Raw genomic sequence first — 4282 nt, forward strand, 5'->3', positions numbered from 1 at the left:
GCTCAATCCGAAAGCGATCCTGTTCTACATGGCCTTCCTGCCGTTGTTCATCGACCCGAAGGCCCACCAGGGCATCGCTACGTTCGCCGCGCTGGCCGGGATCATCTTCGTGGTCAGCATCGCCTACTGCTCGCTGCTGATCTGGGTCGGCAACCTGGCCCGCCGCCGGTTGATCCAGCACCCGCGGGTCAGCGATGCGCTACGGCGTGTTGCCGGCCTGTTCCTGGTCGGCTTCGGCATCCGCCTGGGCCTGAACGGCTGAGATCCCGTCGGCCTGGCAGGCCGCGCGCAGGTGGTCGATGAACACCCGCAGCTTGGGCGCCATATGCTCGCGCGCCGGGTAGTACAGATGAAAGCCGGGGAACGGCGGCTGCCAGTCCTCCAGCACGCTGCGCAGGCGGCCGGCAGCCAGGTCGTCGGCGACCAGTGAGGCGAACCCCTGCGCCATGCCCAGCCCAGCCAGCACCGCCGCATAGGCCAGTTCGGCATCGTTGAACACCAGCCGGCCCTCGACGGCTACGTCCAGGTCACGCCCCTCACGGCTGAATTCCCAGGGCATCAGCCGGCCATTGGCGCGGCGATGGACGATACAGTCGTGGCCCTGCAGCTCCTGCGGGCTCTGCGGCACACCGTGGCGCGCGAAGTAGCCCGGCGTGGCCACCACCACCTGGCGCTCGGGCGGCCCGATCGGCACCGCGATCATGCCCTGCGCCAACGATTCCCCCAGGCGGATGCCTGCGTCGAAACCCTCGGCGACCAGATCGGTCAACGCCGGTTCCACGCACAATTCCACCTCCACCTGCGGATACCGGGCCAGGAAGGACGGCAGCGCCGGCAGGACCCGGCGCTCGGCAACGATGCGTGGCAGGGTGATGCGCAGCCGACCGGCCGGCACGGTCCGCGCGCTGTCCAGGTCCTCGAAGGCCGATTCGATCTGTGCCAGCCCGCCACGTACGCGCTGCAGGAAGCGTGCACCGTGCTCGGTCAGCCCCACCCGGCGCGTGGTCCGTTGCAACAGGCGCACGCCCATCCGCGCTTCCAGCGCGCGCACGCTCTGTGACAGTGCCGAGGTCGAGACACCAAGCGCATCTGCGGCGCGGGTAAAGCTGGCGTGGTCGGCCACGTGGACAAACGCGACCACCGCCGACAGCGGTGCGGAGGGATCCATTGTGAAGCGTTCCTTCATTGTCAGTTCGGCTGTGTCCAGTTTATCCACAGGATCATCGGACGGATGCTTTCCCTCCCGGCGGCACACCGCCTCCTCCGATGGAATGCCACATGTCACTTGATCACTACCGCCTGCTCGGTCGCTCCGGCCTGCGTGTCAGCCCGATGGCGCTGGGCACGATGACCTTCGGTGCCGACTGGGGGTGGGGCGCGGACGAAGCCGAGGCCCGCCGCATCTTCGATGCCTACGTCGAACGCGGTGGCAACTTCGTTGATACCRCAAACAACTACACCAATGGCAGCGCCGAGACGCTGCTCGGGCGATTCGCCCAGGGCCGCCGCGAACGGCTGGTGATCGCCAGCAAGTACACCCTGGCGACCGTGCCCGGCGATCCGAACAACGCCGGCAACCACCGCAAGAGCATGATGCGCTCGGTGGAGGACAGCCTGCGCCGGCTCGGCACCGACTACCTGGATCTGCTGTACCTGCACGCCTGGGACGACACCACCGGGGTGGACGAGGTGATGCGCGGTTTCGACGATCTCGTGCGCAGCGGCAAGGTGCTGTATGCCGGCATCTCGGACACGCCGGCCTGGCAGATCGCCCGCATGCAGACCCTGGCCGACCTGCGCGGTTGGGCGCCGCTGGTGGCCCTGCAGATCGAATACAGCCTGATCCAGCGCAGCGTCGAACAGGAGCTGCTGCCGATGGCCGAGGCGCTCGGGTTGGGCGTGGTGGCGTGGTCGCCGCTGGGCAGCGGGGTGCTGACCGGCAAGTACAGCGCGGCTGATCTCACCGCGGCCGAGCCGCCGGAGGCTACGCCGGGCGGTTCCCGGCGCAACGTGGCCCTCATCAATGGCGCGTTGACGCCACGTTCGTTGAACATCGCCGGGGAAGTCGCTGCCGTCGCGGCGGAACTGTCGCACTCGGCTGCGCAGGTCGCTCTGGCCTGGCTGCTGCAACGACCCGCGGCCGGGGCCATGCCGATCGTCGGTGCACGCACCCTGGACCAGTTCGAACACAACCTGGCGGCGCTGGATCTGGCGCTGCCGGCTGAGGCGCTGGCACGGCTGGATGCGATCAGCGCGGTCGCGCCTGCCTTCCCGCACGACTTCCTGCAGATGCCGCTGCCACGCATGCTGATGAGCGGCGGTACGCGTCTGCAGCCACGCGCGCTGGGCAGGTAACAATGGGGGCGCGCTATGCTGGCGCCCCTCGTGGGACAAAAGCGCCATGGCCGCAACACCAACGCTCGCGGTCGCAGCAGCCCTGGTGCTGCTGCTTGCCAGTGGACCGGCCACGGCCGCACCGGACCACCGCTGCCTCAGCGATGGCCGCGACAACACGATCCACCTGGAATGGCGCTGGCTGGACGATGGCCGCGCCGATGTGCGCTACGCCGGGCACAGCGAGCGCCTGCCGCTGCGGCGGGTCTCCGAACAGACCACGGTGCTGGACGAAGACCGCCCCTACCAGTTCGACACCGTCTGGGAAGAGCGCGTGGACGGTCGCATCAACGGTCACTACACACTGAGCACGCAGGGCACACGGATCTACAGCTTCAGCTACGTGCGTGCCCGGGACGGTCGCCGCGCGGACTTCGACGAAGACGTCAACGCCTTCCAGGACGACGGCTGTCACTGGTAGGCGCCTGCGCTGAGGCCGTTTGTGCCGTTTCCGGCAGAGTGCCCAGCGTCCAGCGCGCGCTGTGTCGGCCATGACCCCCGTCAGTGGCAATGCTGCGCTGCGTTCGGTCACACTCGGGGACTTGTCGTTCTCAGTCACCCCTTCCGAGGCCTGCATGTCCCTGCTCCGGCGCAAGTCCCTAGATTCCGTCACCGTCCATGAAGCCGGCCGGCGTCTGGTCCCGACCCTCAGCTGGCCGCACCTGATCGCGCTGGGCATCGGCGCCATCGTCGGCACCGGCATCTACACCCTGATCGGCGTGGGTGCCGACCGCGCTGGCCCGGCCTTGCTGATCTCCTTCGCCATCGCCGGCGCGGTGTGTGCCTGCGCGGCATTGGCCTATGCAGAGCTGTCCACGATGATGCCTGCCGCCGGCAGTGCCTATACCTACAGCTACAGTGCCCTGGGCGAAGTGTTTGCCTGGGTGGTGGGCTGGAGCCTGATCCTGGAGTACTCGCTGGTGGTGAGTACCGTGGCGGTCGGCTGGTCCGGTTACTTCGTCGGCTTCCTGGAATGGGTGCATACCCAGTTCGGCTGGGACCTGCGCCTGCCGGCGATGCTCGCGGCAGGCCCGCACGTCGATGGCGGCATGATCAACCTGCCCGCCATCGTCATCACCTGGCTGGTGGCCCTGATGCTGATGGCCGGTACCAAGGAAAGCGCCACCCTCAACGCGATCCTGGTCGTGTTCAAGCTGATCGCGCTGGCGATCTTCGTGGCGGTGGCCCTGCCGGCGTTCGACGCCAACAACCTGCAGCCGTTCATGCCTTACGGATTCGCCAAGACGCTGGGCCCGGATGGCGTCGAGCGCGGCGTGATGGCGGCGGCGGCGATCATCTTCTTCGCGTTCTACGGCTTCGACGCGATCTCCACCGCCGCCGAAGAAACCAAGAACCCCGGGCGCGACCTGTCCATCGGCATCATCGGCTCGATGGTCGGCTGCACCATCGTGTACGTGCTGGTGGCGCTGGCTGCGATTGGTGCGATGAGCTACACCGTGTTCGGCCAGAGTGCCGAGCCGCTGGCATTGATCATGCGCCAGCTGGGCCAGCCCACCGCCGCGATGCTGATCGGCGTGATCGCGATCATCGCCCTGCCGACCGTGCTGCTGGCCTTCCTGTACGGCCAGAGCCGCATCTTCTTCGTCATGAGCCGCGATGGACTGCTGCCGCGTGGCCTGTCCAAGGTCAACGCACGTACCGGCACGCCGGTGGCGACCACGCTGTTCACCGCCCTGGTGGTGTCGGCACTGGCCGGCGTTGCACGCCTGGACGAGATCGCCGCACTGGCCAATGCCGGTACCCTGGCCGCGTTCACCGCCGTTGGCATCTGCCTGGTGGTGCTGCGCGTGCGTGAGCCGAACCGCGAGCGCACCTTCCGCACGCCTTTGGCCTTCATTGTCGGCCCGCTGGCGGCACTGGGCTGCAT

At 67.9% G+C, this 4282-nt stretch carries 5 protein-coding genes; 4 read left to right on the forward strand and 1 reads right to left on the reverse strand.

Going from position 1 to position 4282, the window contains the following annotated elements; genetic code table 11:
• Positions 1–262, forward strand: a 262-nt coding sequence (locus AC1VAN_RS13350) for a LysE family translocator (RefSeq protein WP_480985966.1), incomplete at its 5' end; no start/stop codon positions are given.
• Here the strand turns inward: AC1VAN_RS13350 and AC1VAN_RS13355 are convergent.
• The gene (locus AC1VAN_RS13355) at positions 200–1168 is read right to left on the reverse strand and encodes a LysR family transcriptional regulator (protein ID WP_051585166.1); all 969 of its coding nucleotides are present in this window, start codon (positions 1166–1168) and stop codon (positions 200–202) included. The genes AC1VAN_RS13350 and AC1VAN_RS13355 overlap by 63 nt on opposite strands.
• A gap of 110 nt (positions 1169–1278) precedes the next feature.
• On the opposite strand from AC1VAN_RS13355, the gene AC1VAN_RS13360 reads away from it, so the two are divergent.
• From AC1VAN_RS13360 to AC1VAN_RS13370, 3 genes are all read left to right on the forward strand, one after another.
• Positions 1279–2355, forward strand: coding sequence for an aldo/keto reductase (locus tag AC1VAN_RS13360; protein WP_480985967.1), 1077 nt, complete (start codon positions 1279–1281; stop codon positions 2353–2355).
• A 46-nt stretch (positions 2356–2401) separates the two neighbouring features.
• On the forward strand, positions 2402–2815 hold the full coding sequence (locus AC1VAN_RS13365; protein WP_032978506.1) for a hypothetical protein: 414 nt from the start codon (positions 2402–2404) through the stop codon (positions 2813–2815).
• A 154-nt stretch (positions 2816–2969) separates the two neighbouring features.
• Positions 2970–4282, forward strand: a 1313-nt coding sequence (locus tag AC1VAN_RS13370) for an amino acid permease (RefSeq protein ID WP_480985968.1), incomplete at its 3' end; no start/stop codon positions are given.

The organism is Stenotrophomonas sp. 05L44_2 (genome assembly GCF_056665995.1).